This is a genomic window from Fontisubflavum oceani (genome assembly GCF_030407165.1).
Taxonomy (GTDB): domain Bacteria; phylum Pseudomonadota; class Alphaproteobacteria; order Rhodobacterales; family Rhodobacteraceae; genus Rhodophyticola; species Rhodophyticola oceani.
In genome coordinates, this window is sequence record NZ_CP129111.1 from 3217136 (window position 1) to 3232380 (window position 15245).

The 15245-nt window shown below is 60.4% G+C and carries 19 protein-coding genes; 9 read left to right on the forward strand and 10 right to left on the reverse strand.

What is annotated here, in order from left to right; genetic code table 11:
• Positions 1 to 13: 13 nt before the first annotated feature.
• The 6 genes from QTA57_RS16330 to QTA57_RS16355 are packed head-to-tail and all read left to right on the forward strand — an operon-like array spanning position 14 to position 3154.
• On the forward strand, positions 14 to 442 hold the full coding sequence (locus tag QTA57_RS16330; protein ID WP_171558454.1) for a YeeE/YedE family protein: 429 nt from the start codon (positions 14 to 16) through the stop codon (positions 440 to 442).
• Position 443: 1 nt separating this feature from the next.
• Positions 444 to 869, forward strand: coding sequence for a DUF6691 family protein (locus tag QTA57_RS16335; RefSeq protein ID WP_290152507.1), 426 nt, complete (start codon positions 444 to 446; stop codon positions 867 to 869).
• Positions 870 to 890: 21 nt separating this feature from the next.
• Positions 891 to 1325: a TIGR01244 family sulfur transferase gene (locus QTA57_RS16340; protein WP_290152508.1), complete on the forward strand. Its 435-nt coding sequence runs from the start codon at positions 891 to 893 to the stop codon at positions 1323 to 1325.
• Positions 1322 to 1855, forward strand: coding sequence for a DMT family transporter (locus tag QTA57_RS16345; RefSeq protein WP_290152510.1), 534 nt, complete (start codon positions 1322 to 1324; stop codon positions 1853 to 1855). Before QTA57_RS16340 ends, QTA57_RS16345 begins: the two co-directional genes overlap by 4 nt.
• A 47-nt stretch (positions 1856 to 1902) precedes the next feature.
• Positions 1903 to 2211, forward strand: a complete 309-nt coding sequence (locus QTA57_RS16350) for a DMT family transporter (protein WP_290152511.1) — start codon at positions 1903 to 1905, stop codon at positions 2209 to 2211.
• Between the two features lie 25 nt (positions 2212 to 2236).
• Positions 2237 to 3154, forward strand: a complete 918-nt coding sequence (locus QTA57_RS16355; protein ID WP_290152512.1) for a lysophospholipid acyltransferase family protein — start codon at positions 2237 to 2239, stop codon at positions 3152 to 3154.
• Between the two features lie 9 nt (positions 3155 to 3163).
• Here QTA57_RS16355 and QTA57_RS16360 read toward each other — a convergent pair whose 3' ends face one another.
• The 3 genes from QTA57_RS16360 to QTA57_RS16370 form a co-directional block, all read right to left on the reverse strand.
• A complete protein-coding gene (locus QTA57_RS16360; RefSeq protein ID WP_290152514.1) occupies positions 3164 to 3865 on the reverse strand; it encodes a DUF1223 domain-containing protein in 702 nt (233 codons plus the stop codon).
• Positions 3866 to 3950: 85 nt separating this feature from the next.
• Positions 3951 to 4400 (reverse strand): methyltransferase family protein, encoded by a 450-nt coding sequence (locus QTA57_RS16365; protein WP_290152515.1) that lies wholly within the window; start codon positions 4398 to 4400, stop codon positions 3951 to 3953.
• Complete coding sequence (locus tag QTA57_RS16370; protein WP_290152518.1) at positions 4397 to 5125, reverse strand: FkbM family methyltransferase; 729 nt, start codon at positions 5123 to 5125, stop codon at positions 4397 to 4399. The genes QTA57_RS16365 and QTA57_RS16370 overlap by 4 nt, the downstream gene beginning before the upstream one ends.
• 35 nt (positions 5126 to 5160) lie before the next feature.
• On the opposite strand from QTA57_RS16370, the gene QTA57_RS16375 reads away from it, so the two are divergent.
• Together QTA57_RS16375 and QTA57_RS16380 are read left to right on the forward strand one after the other, a co-directional pair.
• On the forward strand, positions 5161 to 5883 hold the full coding sequence (locus QTA57_RS16375) for a hypothetical protein (protein ID WP_290152519.1): 723 nt from the start codon (positions 5161 to 5163) through the stop codon (positions 5881 to 5883).
• Entirely contained in the window at positions 5880 to 6107 is a 228-nt protein-coding gene (locus QTA57_RS16380) for a hypothetical protein (protein ID WP_290152520.1), read from the forward strand. The genes QTA57_RS16375 and QTA57_RS16380 overlap by 4 nt, the downstream gene beginning before the upstream one ends.
• A gap of 12 nt (positions 6108 to 6119) precedes the next feature.
• On the opposite strand, the gene QTA57_RS16385 is transcribed toward QTA57_RS16380, so the two are convergent.
• The 4 genes from QTA57_RS16385 to QTA57_RS16400 are packed head-to-tail and all read right to left on the reverse strand — an operon-like array spanning position 6120 to position 9771.
• Positions 6120 to 6938, reverse strand: a complete 819-nt coding sequence (locus QTA57_RS16385; protein WP_290152521.1) for a glycosyltransferase family 25 protein — start codon at positions 6936 to 6938, stop codon at positions 6120 to 6122.
• Positions 6939 to 6941: 3 nt separating this feature from the next.
• Entirely contained in the window at positions 6942 to 7970 is a 1029-nt protein-coding gene (locus tag QTA57_RS16390; RefSeq protein ID WP_290152522.1) for a glycosyltransferase, read from the reverse strand.
• The gene (locus QTA57_RS16395) at positions 7970 to 9013 is read right to left on the reverse strand and encodes a glycosyltransferase (RefSeq protein WP_290152524.1); all 1044 of its coding nucleotides are present in this window, start codon (positions 9011 to 9013) and stop codon (positions 7970 to 7972) included. The genes QTA57_RS16390 and QTA57_RS16395 overlap by 1 nt, the downstream gene beginning before the upstream one ends.
• Positions 9010 to 9771 (reverse strand): glycosyltransferase family 25 protein, encoded by a 762-nt coding sequence (locus QTA57_RS16400; RefSeq protein ID WP_290152525.1) that lies wholly within the window; start codon positions 9769 to 9771, stop codon positions 9010 to 9012. The genes QTA57_RS16395 and QTA57_RS16400 overlap by 4 nt, the downstream gene beginning before the upstream one ends.
• Before the next feature lie 131 nt (positions 9772 to 9902).
• On the opposite strand from QTA57_RS16400, the gene QTA57_RS16405 reads away from it, so the two are divergent.
• On the forward strand, positions 9903 to 10724 hold the full coding sequence (locus QTA57_RS16405; RefSeq protein WP_290152527.1) for a glycosyltransferase family 25 protein: 822 nt from the start codon (positions 9903 to 9905) through the stop codon (positions 10722 to 10724).
• Here QTA57_RS16405 and QTA57_RS16410 read toward each other — a convergent pair.
• The 3 genes from QTA57_RS16410 to acnA form a co-directional block, all read right to left on the reverse strand.
• Positions 10712 to 11428, reverse strand: a complete 717-nt coding sequence (locus QTA57_RS16410) for an SDR family oxidoreductase (RefSeq protein ID WP_290152529.1) — start codon at positions 11426 to 11428, stop codon at positions 10712 to 10714. The two genes, QTA57_RS16405 and QTA57_RS16410, sit on opposite strands and share 13 nt — an antisense overlap.
• A gap of 32 nt (positions 11429 to 11460) precedes the next feature.
• A complete protein-coding gene (locus QTA57_RS16415; RefSeq protein ID WP_290152530.1) occupies positions 11461 to 12261 on the reverse strand; it encodes an arginine deiminase-related protein in 801 nt (266 codons plus the stop codon).
• Between the two features lie 102 nt (positions 12262 to 12363).
• Complete coding sequence (gene acnA, locus QTA57_RS16420) at positions 12364 to 15054, reverse strand: aconitate hydratase AcnA (protein WP_290152532.1); 2691 nt, start codon at positions 15052 to 15054, stop codon at positions 12364 to 12366.
• Positions 15055 to 15245 lie beyond the last annotated feature (191 nt).

Consider the following 15245-nt stretch of genomic DNA (forward strand, 5'->3'; position numbering starts at 1 on the left):
CCCCGAGGCGCGCATGGAACTGCATTATCTTTACGGCCTGCTTGGCGGGCTGATCATCGGCACGGCAGCGGCGGTTTTATTGCTGATCAATGGCAAGATCATGGGGGCCAGTGGCATCTTGGGGTCAATTGCCGACGGATCGGCAGAAGGCAGCGATCGGCGCGAAAAACTGGCCTTCTTGGGCGGGTTGATCGGCGCACCTGCTCTGGTAGCGCTGTTTTTCGGCGCGGGATCGACCAACCTGACGACAAATGTGGTGGTGATCATCGCCGCTGGCCTTCTGGTCGGCATCGGCACGCGGATCGCCAATGGCTGCACCTCGGGTCACGGGGTTTGCGGCATCTCGCGCCTGTCGATCCGCGGCATTGTGGCGACGGTGTTTTACCTTCTGGCCGGTGGGATCGTCATGGTGCTGTTCCGCCATGTTCTGGGGGTGATCTGAGATGCGGATGTTTGCCTCGGCGCTGGCGGGCGCCCTTTTTGGATTGGGCCTGATGCTCTCAGGGATGACCGACACAACCCGGGTTCAGGGCTGGCTAGATATCTTCGGCGCATGGGATCCGACCCTGGCCTTTGTGCTTGGCGGCGCGATCCTTCCGATGGCCGTGGCCTGGCGGATGACGCGGAGATTCGCCTCGCCGATCTTGGGCACCGCATTCCCGCCACCGCCGCAGCACAAGCTCGGTCGCAACGTGGTGGTCGGCTCGACGCTCTTCGGCATGGGCTGGGGCTTGGCCGGTCTTTGCCCAGGCCCAGCCTTGGCCTCGCTTTCTTGGGGTGGTTGGGGCGGAGCGCTCTTTCTTCTTGCAATGGTGGCGGGCATGGTGGTTACACCGCCCCTGCGCCGACGTTTCGCGTTGTTCGCCTGACCGATAGAGAAAGAGTGCCTTATGGATATCCGCCCGCTGACCGAAAGCTATGCCGTCGCCCCGCAGCTTGAACCTGCCGATATGGCGGCCTTGGCCGCGCAAGGCGTCACAACAATCATCTGCAACCGGCCTGACCCGGAAATCACGCCGGACCTCCATGCGGCGCAGATGCAAGCCGCAGCGGAAGCCGCCGGTCTAGATTTCGTGTTTAACCCGATTGTCGGTGGTGCGATGACCATGGCCAATGTGGAAGAGCAAGCCGACGCAATCGCAGGCGCAGACGGCCCTGTCGTGGCCTATTGCGCCAGCGGCAACCGGTCGAGCATCGTTTGGGCCCTCACCCAAGCGGGGCAGTTGCCAACAGATCAGATTTTGGCCGCAACCCGGGCCGCCGGTTATATGCTCGATGGCATGCGGCCCCAAATCGACGCTCTCGCCGCAGACCCACGGGGGTGAGCGGGCTCAGCCCGACGGCGCGCGGCATTCTCTACATGCTGGCGGCGATCTTTCTGTTCTCCGCCATGGATGCGTTGGCCAAGCTTTTGACCAGCCGTTATGAGGTGTTGCAGGTGGTTTGGGCCCGCTATGCAGGCCAGACTCTGGTTGTGGCCGCCGTCTTGGCACCACGACTGCATCTCGTCATCCGCACCCGGCATCTGGGGCTGCAACTCCTGCGTTCCGGTTTTCTGTTCGCGGCGACAGTCTGCTTTTTCCTTGCGCTCAGCCTGATGGAGATCGCCTCGGCCACAGCGGTGATGAACATTCACCCGGTGCTTCTGACCCTCGGCGCGGCACTGATCTTGCGCGAGGCGCTTGGGCCACGGCGGATTTTCGGGATCATCGCGGCGATGATCGGCGCCTTGATCATCATCCGCCCGGGCACCGATGTCTTCACCCCCGCCGCCCTCTTCCCGCTTTTGGGGGGCGTGTTCTATGCCAGCTACGCGCTCAGCACCCGGTTTCTGGGGCGTGACGAGGTATCTTAACTTCGTTTCTCTACACCGCCCTAATCGGCACCATTGTGGCCAGCTTGGTGGTCCCGTTTTTTTGGACCACGCCCGATCTGGCGGACGCAGCGCTTTTTGTGCTTTTGGGGGCGGTTGGCGCGGGCGGGCAATTCCTGCTGATCAAGTCACTGACGACGGCGGAGGCCGGCGCGGTCGCCCCCTTCGGCTATGCCGGGGTGATCTTTGCGACCACTTGGGGGCTATTGGCCTTTGGCGAGGTGCCGGACGCGTTGACCATTCTGGGCGCGCTTGTGATCATCGGGGCCGGTGTCTATGTCTGGCACCGCGAAACCCGGGCCCGCCGCGATACCGCGGCAATATCGCCTGAAACCTAAACCTCGCCGAAAGGTCGCCACCCGAATGGGCGTCTCAAATGCGCAAAGCTTTAACTGGCGCGACTGGCTGACCGATCGCGGGGCGCGCGGGTTGATCGGCCTGGCCCGCGCCCTGCCCTACACGGCCAGGGTGCCGATGATGGGGTGGTTGATGCGCCGCGTTGTCGGGCCTCTCACCGGCGCTCGTGGCCGCGCCTTGGCCAATCTGGCCCATGTGTGGCCCGGGCTGCCCGATGAGCGGGCGAACGACATTGCCAATCGGATGATGGAAAATGTCGGACGCACGCTGATCGAGAATTACTCCACATCCGACCTCTTGGCTCGGGCGGAAGCATGGGACCCGAGCGGCCCCGGTGTCGCCGCTTTGGCCGAGGCGCAAGCAGCTGGCCGTCCCGTGCTGCTGATCACCGGGCATTTCGGCAATTACGAAGCGGCGCGCGCCGCGCTGACCGTGCGGGGGTATTCCATCGGTGGACTCTATCGACCAATGAATAACGGCTATTTCAACCGCCATTATGTTGCGACGATGGAGAGCTTCGGCGGCCCGGTCTTTCCGCGAGGTCCGAAAGGTGTCGGGAAATTCGTGCGACACCTGAGATCGGGCGGCCAGGGCGTGCTGTTGACCGATCAGTATTTCGCCGCCGGCGAACAGTTGGATTTTTTGGGAAAGTCCGCGCCCACCTCGCTGTCGGCGGCGGAGATGGCGCTGAAATACGACGCGCTCTTGATCCCGTTTTATGCCCGACGCTTAGAGGGCGGCCTCGATTTCGACGTGACCCTTGAGGCGCCGATTGCCCATAGCGATGCCAAGACGATGACGCAGGCGCTGAATGACAGCCTCGCGGCCCAAGTTACCCAACATCCTGAACAATGGTTTTGGATTCACCGGCGCTGGAAACCTGGACGCCAGGCGAGATATTTCCGGACTGCGAACGAAGACTGACAAACGCGGCTAGTTGAGGCGTGCGGCCCCGAGAATGGCACCATGTCCGGCGCTTTGAACGATCACCACCAGCGGCGTTTCACTCTGCGGGCGCACCCGCGATTGGAAAGTGCCAGCGCCATCCCATTCATCCATAACCTGCCAAGACGTCACGACATTGTGGTAGCTCACCACCCGGCCCGCATTCTCGCCACGGCGAATATCGACCTCCTCATATGGCGAATACCCAACCAATTGCACCACCATCTCGGGGCGCGGCGGGGCCATGTCGGTTTCGGCACGGATCACATACACATCGTCCTGACGGGTCACGCTGACTGACACCGGGTCGGTCTGTGCACGGTGCGCCATGATCAGATCGGCGACATCCATCGGTCGGTACCCCACGACGTGATCGACGCCGCCGATAACCATTTGCGGCGTGTAAACCACGGTCGACCCTGCTGCACGGCCATAGGCGTGCTGCCGCGCAGTGTATTCAGGCGTCGCGAATGTGTCGGCCCAGCCAATGTAATCCCAGTAGTCCACATGCAAGCTCAACGCGATGATGTCCTCTCGTTGGGCCAGTTCCCCCAAGAGCGCATCCGCTGGCGGGCAAGATGAACAGCCCTGAGAGGTGAAAAGTTCCACCACAACGAGATCGTCTGCCTGAGCCATGGCTGCAGGGGTCAAACCGGCGCATGCCAGCACAAAGGACAGGATCAGCCGCATGAGATACCTTTCGTCACATGGGTGTTGCTCCCCATAGCTAGCGGCGCGACAGCAGTGAGGCCAATCAAGGATTTGCGAGGCCGCGTTACAACCAGCGCCATGTGGCTTCGAGGTATCGCTCAGCCTCAGCTCCGAACGCCTCGACCAAACGGGCCTCCTCGGGTTGGATGAACCGCAGCGTCAGCACGCTGATAAAGAGGCCCGGCAGCAAAACAGCGCTGAGAGCGCCCAACCAGAGGACATAGCCGGTCAAGATCATCACCAGACCCAGATAAATCGGGTTCCGCGAATAGCGATATGGACCCTCGGTGATCAAGGCCTTCGGCGCTTTATGAGGTTCAATGGTGGTCTTCTTGCGCCAGAACCACAGCGCCGACCAGGTGATGGCGGCAAAACCCGCGAAACAGGTTACCAGGCCCAGAAGCTGAAAAAGCGGGCCAAACACAATCAGAAGTGGTAGTTCCGCAGCCAAAAACCAGGCGATAACGACAAAGCCAGCGAGCCAAATCGGCGGCAGGTCGGGAAAGCCTTTCACGGCATCATTCGCTTCAAAAGCACGTTTTTTTCCCGATCGGCCGTTACGACAAATCCACGTGTTTCGAGCGACGTCAGCAGCGCGTCAATTTTTTCTTGCCCAACAATGTGGGGATGCAACTCAACCAACAATGCCTCAACGCCCGTCAGCGCCACATCGGCCAGGAGATCAATCTCCGCGCCTTCAACGTCCATGACAATGATGTTTGGGCGCAACTCCTCCAACACATCGACAAGCGCATCGCTTTCGACAGTAGTAACTGAATTGGTCTCATCGCGTTCATGCAATGAAGATGAAATGATGTTGTTACTTTTGTGGAAGGCGACAGGATTACCATCCACAGTGACCGCCCTCATCCGCAACTCTGGTGAAACCTTGTTGAGTTCGTGGTTCTCGTTGATCAAAAGGCGAAGGTCTGGATTTGCCTCATAGGATACGACATTGCCGTGCCCCGCCAAACGGGCCGCGAGCAATCCAATAACCCCAATCCCAGCGCCGATTTCCAACACCTTGGAGCCAGAGCGCACACTCTGACGCACCAAGGCGCGCTCGGCATCTTCATAGATCTTCTTATAAAGTAGGCTCTGTATGTGTTTTGGTAGGGCTTCGGCCCGAGCAGAGACCTTGATGCCATCAAGAGTAACAAACCGTTTCTTAGTCGCCCGGCCAATCAGCAGCTTGACATTTCGCAAGAATCTCAACTCAACAAACTCCTGTTTAGCCAACCGCCCTTAGCAAAACAACGAACTCGGAGGCCACGATGGCCAAAGCGCCCATAGAAGTCTTCTTTGTCTACCGACAAAGCAGCAAACAGCTTGGCTCAACCCTCATGCGGTGTTTCCAGTTGTGCCAAATCGCGCACGCTCACATCGGTCCTGACTTCGTCTTTCGCACCCGACCGATAATGAACCTTCGGCTGCCCTACTTCAACCGGGCTTGGGTCGACCTACAACCAAAGGATGCGATATTTATTTTTACGAAAGACGCAGTCAGTCGCTTGGACCAAGATGCCTTGATGAGGCTACAACGGAAATCTCGAGCGATCTGTGTTGACTACATCGACCGCAACATAGGGCAGGTTTCGCGGTTGGGGATCGATTTACATATCGCCAGTTCGATGGCGCAACGCGATTATCTGACAGAGAATGCGAACGGCCCAGGGATCCCGACCGCGCAGGTGCCGTTGCTGCTCCACCACGCCGACCTGCGACTACACCAACTGGATATCACGGATATTCAGATGCCGAAGATTGCATATTTTGGCGCTCCTAATAACTGCTATCTGAGTAAAAGGATCGCCAGCCGTGTACCTATTTTCGATGTAGGATTAGCGGATGGAATGGAGAAATTTTTTCGGAGCTTACCTGAGTTCAATCTTCACTATGCTGTGCGTCCTGAGGATCAAAAAACCCTAACAAATCAGTCTTCAAACCCTTTACAAAGGGGGCAACTGCGGCCGTCTGTCGGGCGCCGATTATTGTGAATCGCACAGCCGATGATGCAGAATATTTTCTTGGCCCAGATTACCCCTTCTTTGTCGCCGACCTGAGCGAAAGGGAAGTTCTTTCCATGGTTGATTATGCGGAGGACAGCTTCGGCGACGCCATTTGGAACGACGCGCTTGATAGGATCTTGTATCTTGGCGCGCGCACGCACCCTAAACGAGTCGCCGCCGACTTGGCGGCGATATTGAACGGTCTGACATAACACTTTCTGACGCTAATCGCGACAGACCCTGGGAAGCAAGTGCTCCAGTGATGGCCAGTCCTTGGCCGGCAGGATATGCCGCCTAATACCCTTGGAGAGCCGTACGGCCTGCCGCAGCCCCATTCGAACTTGCGCCCAGACACGACGGCGGCGAAACGCCTTCTGTTCGGCTTCCGAATACCGCTCCAATGCGACCGGCTTCTTCACCGCATCGATCAGTGACGTGGTCGGGATCGGTTGCGGCACACCATAGGCGGCGCATTGGTCAAGCTGGATCGCGAGCGCCGGGTCGGCTTGATAGCTCTCCATCCCATAGGTCGAACTGATGATCGCATCAGAGGGGCCGCCCGCATCCCGCGCATGTTCCAGCATCTCGCGCGCGCCTCGAGGCCAAGCAATATAGGCCGCCGAGCCGGTGCGATCCTGCCAAAGCCGCCGGATCGGCACGGCGGGATGCATGTGGAACCCGACGAATTTCTTCCGGCTGCGGGTCTCCAGGCTGATGTGGTCAATGCCCGGTAAAGGCGCCACACGCGCCAAAAATCCCGGGAGATCACTCGCCAAAACCGCGTCATCCTCCAAGACAAGACAAGGTGCGTCCAACTCCAAAACCCGGGTCCATGCGCGTATATGCGAAGCGCAAAGCGCCATCTCGGTCACGCGTAGGGGCCGCTGCCAGCGGTGCCAAACCGGGTCGTCTTCAGGCGGATCCAAAGTTTGGGGCGTCACAGCCTCGATCCGCTCCCAGTCGAACCCAAAATGATCCATCTGCGCGCGCATGAAGCCCATGCGGTCCGTCGCGCTGGCCATATTGATGATCAGCACGCGCATGGCTCAGTAGCCGCCATTGAAGATTTCGAAATACTGGTCGAGCACGCGGTCTTTAGTGAATTTCGCTTCAAGCGTCGCTGTGCCTGTGGCCACCAGGTTTGCCGCCAGACCCTCTTCATCCCGAACACGCTCAATAGCGGCGGCCGTCCCGTCTACGTCATCGATATCAACCAGCAAGCAATCCTGCCCATCGGTTGCGAACCAGCTTGGCCCTTCGGATTTCGTGGAAATCGTCGGCACCTGTGCCTTCCAGCTCTCCAAAATCACATTGCCGAGGGGCTCATGGCGCGATGGCATCACAAACACATTCGCCGCCGCCACATAGTGCATCGGCTCGTCGACCCACCCAAGAAACCGTACCCGCTCGGACATGCCGAGTTCCGCCACCAGCGCTTCCAATTCGGGTCGTTTGTCGCCCTCGCCCAGCAACCAGAGCCAGGCATTCGGGATCTTCGCCGCAGCCCGGATCAACACATCGAAGCCCTTCCGATGCACAAACCGACCTGAGCCGCAGATCACAAAAGCGTCGTCTGGCGTGTTCACACTCACCCGGCTAATCGGGACCGGCGTAATCTCGCGCGCGAAGTTCGAGATAACCAGCGCAGGTTTTTGCCATCCCAAATCGCGACACGCCCGCGCGATGCCGGGTGTATTCCCGATGATTAGGTCGTTGTACCGGAAATGACGCAAATGCCGTGGATAGTCGCCGAGACGGGTCAGTTTCACCGCTCCAGGATAGTCCGGGATCAGGCGAGACGACCGCGACATCCACGCCATGATGACATCAGGTTGCCAACGCTGGATCATCCGGTGGACCCGCCAGGTCAAAAGAGGCGTCGATATAGACAAGCGGCGATAGTGGTTTTCCATAATCGGACCCAAAGGGGCAATTTCGTCTTTCCAGAGCCGCCCGGGACGGGTCACAAAACGCTGCTCCGCGCCGCGCTCGGCAAAGCCCTGAACCAGATTGACGAAAAACCGCTCTGCTCCACCATCCTTTCCGAAATGCATATGGAGGATTTTCTTGCTCATCAGAGCTGGCCTGCGCGAATGGCGTCGAAAAGGGTTAGGTATTTGGAAACGATACGGTCCTTGGAAAACTCACGCGTCAACGTTGCCTTCCCTTCAGCCACCAGCTGCGCGGCCAGCTCCGGCGCATCCGCAATGCGCTGGATGGCCTGCGCGATACCCGCCGCATCATCGATCTCTGTCTTCAGCGCGTCTTTGCCATCTGTCGCGGCCCAGTCCGGCCCTTCCGACCGGGTGGTGACAACCGGCACGCCGCTGGCCCAGCCCTCCAAAAGCACGTTGCCCAAAGGCTCCTCACGACTTGGGACACAGAACACATCTGCCGCAGCGATGTAATCTGTCGTCCGATCCACCCATCCGACAAACCGTGTCCGGGCGCGAAGACCCAACTCATCCACCAGAGCCTCCAGCATCGGTCGATCTTCTCCATCGCCCACCAACCAGAGCCAGGCGTCAGGGCACAGAGCTGCGGCGCGGATCAAACTATCCATTCCCTTTGTCCGAAAAAATCGCCCCGCACCACAGATCAGAAACACCTCCTCTGGCGTGTCAAACCGGGCCCGCGCCACAGGCGTGATCGGATTCTGGGTCGGAAAATTCGAGATAATCTCAAGCGGCCCTTCCCAACCGATTTTCCGGCAATGTCTCAGAACCGGCGGGGTGTTGCCGACAATACAATCCAGATGTGTAAAATGGCGCGTATGGCGGGGATAATCTCCCAATCGCAACACCTTAGCGGCTTTGGGCAGATTGGGGATCAAGCGTGCAGCGGGCGCGCGCCAAGCTAAGATCGCATCGGGTGCAAATCGCCGGATCTGGCCGCCCAACCGCGCGGCCTGCAGCAAACCGGTCGGGGTTCGGCGGAGAAAGTGCCCCTCCTGCACCGATCCAAACGCGGCCAATTGATCCCGCCACTCATTGCCGGGACGGATCGCAAACTCCTGCGTGATACCTTCTTCGTGAAAGGCTTGCGCCAAACGGAGGAAGAACCGTTCGGTTCCGCCGTCCCGACCAAATTGCAGATGAAAGAGCCGGTCGATACTCATCTCGAGCGCCCCTTCAGGCGGCTGATATAGAGTCCCGTCATATACCCCACGCGGTACTTCAATCCGAGCCAAACCCGCGTGAGCAGCGATCTATCATCGCCCCGGCCCGCTTTCCGCCGCACCTCGCCCACCGTCCCGCTGACCGTGTCTTGCTCCCCGATGGCGATCGGACAGGGCAAGAGCATCGCGACATTAAGATCATACTCCCAGAAAAACTTGTGGTCCTCATCAACAGGGCGGAAAAACGGGCGCGCCTGATCCGCCAGTTTCTGCGCGCCGGCTTTGGTGATCGCATATCCCAGTGTCGTGCTTGGCACTCGAGTGGGTGTGCCAAGCACGAATCCCTGCCCCAGATCGCGCGGCGTTCCCCGCAGCTTCACAGGTTTGAAGGAGAACAGCTTGGTCAGATCCCAACCATCGGCATTGGCCGCCAGACGCTCAATCGCCGTTTTCAGATCCCTGGTGATGCGAAAATCGTCCTCAAGCACGATACCGCCCGGCGCATCACCGGCGGCAATACGCTCCCAAGCCGCGATATGGCTGAGATAACAGCCAATCTCGGGCGGCACCAACGGGTGTTTGGCACGCCTGCGATTGGTTTCGGCATCATAGACCCCCGCGAGATCAGCCGCCGACAAGGCCCGACCATCCACCGCTTCAAGACGAATCCAATCAATGCCGACCGCGTCCAACTCGTCCGCACATCGCGCCAGGCGGCGTGTGTTTTCCGCCATATTGATCACAAATACCGGCCACATCTCGAATAGACACCTTGCCTTGCCGCAGCCGGGTCTTGCCGCACACTCAGTTGACCCGATCCACCGCGCCTCTTGTCCCATGCGCAGCCTTTGTGACACATAGCCGCCAGAACCGCAGAGCGCAAAGCCCCATGCCCCAATCCCTCCCCATCTATGTGATCAATCTGGCCCGCCGCCCCGACCGGCTGAGGCGGATTGGCGATCATTTGGCCGCGCGTGGGGTGGCGTTCATCCGGCAAGAGGCCTGCGATGCGACAACCACCCCCGAGGCAGCGATTGCCAGCGTGATCCACAGCAGCGGCCCTCTTGGGCAACTTGGCCAGGGCGATCGCGCCTGTACCGTCAGTCATAGTTGGGCCTGGCAAGCCTTTCTGGAGAGCGGGGCCAGCCACGCCCTGTTTCTGGAAGATGACATCTATCTGGCGGAAGACTTGGCATCGGTTCTGGACCACGCGGATTGGATCCCACCGGGCATCGAGGCGGTGAAACTGGAGAAATTCGGCGCCGGCGCCTCGCGGCTTTTGCTGGGGCCGAAGATTGGCGCGACACCGATGGGCCGCGCTATTCACCGAATGATGTCCCGCCATGTGGGCGGGGGCGCCTATATCCTCTCGCGCGCTGGTGCCGAGGCCGCACTTGCCTGGCGCGGGAAGATCCGGGTGCCGATTGATCATTTTCTGTTCAATGACACCGTGTCACCGCTCCGCCGGGCGCTGAAACCCGCGATCATTGTGCCCGCCATGGCGACGCAACGCGCCTATGATTACAACTCTGATATCGCGCCCTTGGGCAAGGCGGTCCGGCCAAAAGGGTGGCGCAAACGGCTCCGGACGCTCCGGCGCGGTGCCAATGAGGTCAACCAAGCCCCACGTCAAGTGCTGCAATATCTCACCGGCCAGGCGACACTGGTGGATGTGGCCTTCGCCGAAACCCCACCCGCTCAGAGCCGATAGCCGCCCGCCACGGTCAAAACCTGCCCGGTGATGAAGGATGCCTCGTCGGAGAGCAAAAACGCCACGGCGGCCGCGATATCCTCGGGTCGCCCAATCCGGCCAAGCGGCGTCTCTTCCAAAACCATATCGATGATCTCCTGCGGGCGCGGCTTCTCCACCCGTTCGATCAGACCTGGGGCCACCGCATTCACACGGATGCCAAGAGGTCCCAGCTCGCGGGCAAATGCCGCTGTCGCGCCGTCGAGGCCCGCCTTGGTCGCCGTATAGACTGCTGCGCCAACAGGCGGGCGGATCACATTGAGCGAGGAGATATTCACAATCGCGCCGCCCCTCGGCAGCACTGCCCGCGCGGCATCCATCATCGCGATGGGCGCGGTGAGGTTCACCTCGATCATGTCACGATGGGCCTCGGTCACGCCGCCATCTGGCCCCTCCGCGACGCCAGCAGCGTTGCAGACAATCTCATCCAGCCGCCCCGCCTTCGCCGCCACGTCTTTCACAAGCGCCTCGGCAGCACCCGGCTGGCGCAGGTCACAGGGCACCGCCTCAACCCGGTCGCCAAGCGTGGCCTCCAGCTCCCGCGCCTCGGCCTCGCGGCTGACATAGGTGAAGACGACCTGCCGCCCGGCGCGCAGCATCCGTTCGACGATCGCTCGGCCAATGCCACCCGCCCCGCCAGTGATCAAACACACTTGGTCCGTCATTTCATCTTCCTCCATTGAAGGCTGCAGATGGCTTAGACGCCTGACAGCGGCGAATAGCGCAACGACATGCAAGACAGCCCGCCATCCAGCAGTGCGGCCTGGGTCGTTGGCATCGGCCAAATCTCGTAGCCCGCCGCATCAAGCCGATCCGCTGTCTGCGAGAACCCGTTCGACAAAAACACCGGCGCATTGAAGCGGATCGCGTTGGCCGCGCCCTCCTCGCCCGGCGCGGTCTCAATCACTTTGTAGCCATCGAAACAGCCCGTCGCTGCCAGCCGGGGCGAGGCCAGGATCGTATCGGGGTCCAGAAGGCTGCTTTCGGTCTTGAAATGCAAGATCTCGGGCGGCGTCTCGACCATGCGCAGGCGATAGCCCAGATCCTCGACAATCGGGCGCAAAGCCGCCACGCCCGCCGCATCGGTGCGCGCTGACAAGCCGACCATCACCTCGGTGTCGGAACACAGGATATCGCCGCCATCGACAAACCCGTCGCCGGCGAGATCTCGGACCTCCGGAAACAGGCGGATCAAATCCGGCCGCAGCATCGCGGCCTCTCCCCGACGGCTTTGTGCTTCGGGCCGCAACATAATCGCCACCCCGTTCAGGCAGAGCGCCGGGTCTTCGATGAACACGCTGTCGGGGAAGTCTTCTCGCGGTGGTAGAACCGTCACCTCGGCCCCGGTTTTGCGCAAGGCCGCGACATATGCGGCATGCTCTGCGGCAAACAGATCCGCGTCCGGCGCGCCCCGATCCTCCGCGCGCAACCCATCCGTGACGGATCGGGACGGCGCACGGCAGAGCGCATGGGTGAAGGTAACGGAGTGACCAGCCATGACCTCCAATCTGACCGCAGCCCCCCCGATTGCAAGCCCGAAACGACAACAGCCTCCGGCGGGATCGCCGGAGGCTGTTGCGGGATGTCTTGCGGGCGGTGTTTACGCGGCTTTCGCCAGGTTGCGCAGCACGTAATGCAGCACACCGCCATGTTCGACATATTCTTTTTCGATCGCCGTATCGATCCGGCATTTCAGCTGAATCTCTTTGCTGGTGCCATCGGCATAGGTGATCGTGCAAGGCACGATATCCTGCGGCTTCAGATCGCCTGCCAAACCAGAAATGGAGACCGTTTCGTCCCCTTTCAGGCCCAAAGACGACCGCGTATCGCCGCCGGTGAACTCAAACGGGATCACGCCCATGCCGACCAGGTTCGAACGGTGGATCCGCTCGAAGCTCTCGGCAATCACAGCCTTCACACCCAAGAGGTTGGTGCCCTTCGCGGCCCAGTCGCGGGACGATCCCGCGCCGTACTGCTCCCCACCAAACACAACCAGCGGCGTGCCATTGGCCTGATGCGCCATGGCCGCATCGAAGATCGAGGTCTGCTGCCCATCCGGTCCAAGCGTATAGCCGCCTTCAACACCCTCCAGCATCTCGTTCTTGATGCGGATATTGGCGAAGGTGCCGCGCATCATCACCTCGTGGTTGCCACGGCGCGCGCCGTAGGAGTTGAACTCTCTGACCGGCACCTGACGGTCGACCAGATACTGCCCGGCGGGCGTTGTGTCTTTGAACGAGCCCGCGGGCGAAATGTGGTCGGTGGTGATCATGTCGCCCAAAATCGCCAGGACTTTCGCGCCCTCGATATCGGTGATGATCCCCGGCTCCATCCCCATGCCTTGGAAATAGGGCGGATTCTGCACATAGGTCGAGGTCGGCGGCCAATCATAGGTCTGGCTGTCGGTCGTCTCGACATCCTGCCATTTCTCGTCGCCTTTGAAGACATCGGCATATTTCTCGATGAAGGCTTCGCGGGTGACGGTCTTTTCGACCAGTTCGGCAATCTCGGCCTGGGTCGGCCAGATGTCTTTCAGATAGACATCCTTGCCCTCCGGCGTCTGCGCAATCGGGTCATTCGCGAGATCGATATCCATGGTCCCCGCGAGCGCATAGGCCACAACGAGCGGCGGCGAGGCGAGGTAGTTGGCACGCACATCCGGCGAAATCCGGCCCTCGAAATTCCGGTTGCCCGAGAGGACCGAGGTGGCCACCAAGTCACCCTCGGCAATCGCCTCGGAGATTTCTTTTTGCAGCGGGCCGGAGTTGCCGATGCAAGTCGTGCAACCATAGCCCACGAGGTTGAAGCCAATCGCGTCGAGATCGTCTTGCAACTCCGCCGCTTCCAGATAGGCCGACACAACTTGCGAGCCAGGGGCCAGCGAGGTCTTCACCCACGGTTTCCGGTTCAGGCCCAACTCATTGGCTTTTCGCGCCACAAGCCCTGCGCCGATCATCACATATGGGTTCGACGTGTTGGTGCAGGAAGTGATCGAGGCAATCACAACCTTGCCCGATTCCATCGTGTAATCTTCGCCCGCAACGGTCACTTCTTTGCCCATCGGGCGTTTGAAGGTCTCTGCCATCTCGCGGGTGAACGCCGCTTTCGCATCGGTCAGCGCGACATAGTCCTGCGGCCGTTTCGGGCCCGAGATCGCGGGCACGATGGTGCCCATATCCAGGTGCAGCGTGTCGGTGTAGACCGGCGCGTAATCTGCGCCGCGCCAGAACCCGTTTTCTTTTGCGTAAGCTTCGACCAGCGCAACCGTGTCTTCGTCGCGACCGGTGTTCCGCAGATAGCGGAGCGTCTCACCATCAATCGGGAAGAAGCCGCAGGTCGCGCCATATTCCGGCGCCATATTGGCAATCGTCGCCCGGTCCGCCAGAGGCAGGGTGTCGAGGCCCGCGCCGTAGAATTCAACGAATTTACCGACAACACCGCGTTCACGCAGCATCTCGACCACCTTCAGCACCAAATCGGTGCCGGTTGTCCCTTCGACCATCGCCCCGGTCAGCTCAAAGCCCACGACTTCGGGGATCAGCATCGAAATTGGCTGCCCCAGCATCGCGGCTTCGGCCTCGATCCCGCCAACGCCCCAGCCCAGAACGGCCGCGCCGTTAACCATGGTGGTGTGGCTATCGGTGCCCACCAGCGTGTCGGGATAGGCCACGATTTCACCCGACTGATCGGTGTCGGACCAGACGGTTTTCGCCAGATATTCCAGGTTCACCTGGTGGCAGATACCAGTGCCGGGCGGCACGACGCGGAAGTTGTTGAACGCCGACTGACCCCATTTCAAGAACGTGTAGCGCTCCATGTTGCGCTCATATTCGCGGTCCACATTCATCTGGAACGCGCGCGGGTTGCCGAACTCATCGATCATCACCGAGTGGTCGATGACCAGATCGACCGGGTTCAGCGGGTTGATCTTCTCCGGGTCACCGCCAAGCGCCACCAGACCGTCGCGCATCGCAGCCAGGTCCACCACCGCTGGCACACCGGTGAAATCCTGCATCAAGACGCGCGCCGGGCGATAAGCAATCTCGCGCGGGTTCTTGCCACCCTTCTGGGCCCATTCCGCGAAGGCTTTGATGTCCTCCACGCTCACCGTCTTGCCATCTTCGAAGCGCAGCATATTCTCCAGAACCACCTTCAACGCGGCAGGCAGTTTCGAGAAATCGCCAAGACCCGCGGCCTCGGCGGCGGGGATCGAATAATAGGCGTATGATGTGTCGCCGACCTTCAGCGATTTGCGGGTGCCGGATGTGTCGTGGCCAACGGTGATGGGCATGGGGCTAGGCCTCCCTATAATCCAGTGGAATTGGGTTGGTGCTGCCCCGGCCTATGCCACCAAGATCGGAGCCGATCAAGGCTGATCGGTCGGGGTGCGACACTTTTTGTATGCAATTGCATACCGTTTTTCAAGATGTATCGCGTTTGGCCCCGAGTGAGTCCGCCATTCTGGCCGCTCTGCCGCAGGTG

What these genes read in the sequence shown, in the direction of transcription:
- QTA57_RS16355 (WP_290152512.1), top strand. Translation starts at nt 2,237, where the DNA reads ATGGGCGTCTCAAATGCGCAAAGCTTTAACTGGCGCGACTGGCTGACC.
- QTA57_RS16385 (WP_290152521.1), bottom strand. Translation starts at nt 6,938, where the DNA reads ATGCGCGTGCTGATCATCAATATGGCCAGCGCGACGGACCGCATGGGC.
- acnA (WP_290152532.1), bottom strand. Translation starts at nt 15,054, where the DNA reads ATGCCCATCACCGTTGGCCACGACACATCCGGCACCCGCAAATCGCTG.
- QTA57_RS16330 (WP_171558454.1), top strand. Translation starts at nt 14, where the DNA reads ATGGAACTGCATTATCTTTACGGCCTGCTTGGCGGGCTGATCATCGGC.
- QTA57_RS16415 (WP_290152530.1), bottom strand. Translation starts at nt 12,261, where the DNA reads ATGGCTGGTCACTCCGTTACCTTCACCCATGCGCTCTGCCGTGCGCCG.
- QTA57_RS16390 (WP_290152522.1), bottom strand. Translation starts at nt 7,970, where the DNA reads ATGAGCAAGAAAATCCTCCATATGCATTTCGGAAAGGATGGTGGAGCA.
- QTA57_RS16400 (WP_290152525.1), bottom strand. Translation starts at nt 9,771, where the DNA reads ATGTGGCCGGTATTTGTGATCAATATGGCGGAAAACACACGCCGCCTG.
- QTA57_RS16340 (WP_290152508.1), top strand. Translation starts at nt 891, where the DNA reads ATGGATATCCGCCCGCTGACCGAAAGCTATGCCGTCGCCCCGCAGCTT.
- QTA57_RS16335 (WP_290152507.1), top strand. Translation starts at nt 444, where the DNA reads ATGCGGATGTTTGCCTCGGCGCTGGCGGGCGCCCTTTTTGGATTGGGC.
- QTA57_RS16395 (WP_290152524.1), bottom strand. Translation starts at nt 9,013, where the DNA reads ATGAGTATCGACCGGCTCTTTCATCTGCAATTTGGTCGGGACGGCGGA.
- QTA57_RS16410 (WP_290152529.1), bottom strand. Translation starts at nt 11,428, where the DNA reads ATGACGGACCAAGTGTGTTTGATCACTGGCGGGGCGGGTGGCATTGGC.
- QTA57_RS16405 (WP_290152527.1), top strand. Translation starts at nt 9,903, where the DNA reads ATGCCCCAATCCCTCCCCATCTATGTGATCAATCTGGCCCGCCGCCCC.
- QTA57_RS16375 (WP_290152519.1), top strand. Translation starts at nt 5,161, where the DNA reads ATGGCCAAAGCGCCCATAGAAGTCTTCTTTGTCTACCGACAAAGCAGC.
- QTA57_RS16360 (WP_290152514.1), bottom strand. Translation starts at nt 3,865, where the DNA reads ATGCGGCTGATCCTGTCCTTTGTGCTGGCATGCGCCGGTTTGACCCCT.